Here is a 367-nt window from a genome sequence, read left to right as displayed (position 1 = left end):
CAAGTGCATAGGCGTCAGGCAGTTGATGGCCAATATGGTGATGATCCGTCACGATGAGATCGATCCCACTTGTACGCGCAAGATCTGCCGCTTCGAGTGCGGCGATTCCATTGTCTACAGTGATGATAAGATGGACCCCTTGCTCCTTCGCGTCGATGACCGCTTGCGGACGAATTCCGTAGCCTTCGCAAAAGCGATCCGGCACGCGCCAAAGGGGATCTACGCCCAGTTTGCGCAAGGCTTTGACGAGAATCGTGACCGATGAAACGCCATCGACGTCGTAGTCACCAAAGATCATCACGGTTTCCTTGCGCACAATCGCATCCTGTATACGCGCTACTGCCTTGTGCATGTCGTGCATGAGAAA

At 54.0% G+C, this 367-nt stretch carries 1 protein-coding gene; it reads right to left on the bottom strand.

The window, feature by feature from the left end; all coding sequences use genetic code 11:
- Window positions 1-367: DHH family phosphoesterase (locus MM817_RS17710; RefSeq protein WP_241717173.1), on the bottom strand; the 367-nt coding region annotated here is incomplete at both ends.

Origin of the sequence: Sulfoacidibacillus ferrooxidans, from assembly GCF_022606465.1 — a bacterium.
GTDB classification, from domain to species: Bacteria; Bacillota; Bacilli; order Alicyclobacillales; family SLC66; genus Sulfoacidibacillus; species Sulfoacidibacillus ferrooxidans.
Note: the sequence above shows the minus strand (reverse complement) of the source record. Positions and strands in the feature narration are given on the sequence as shown.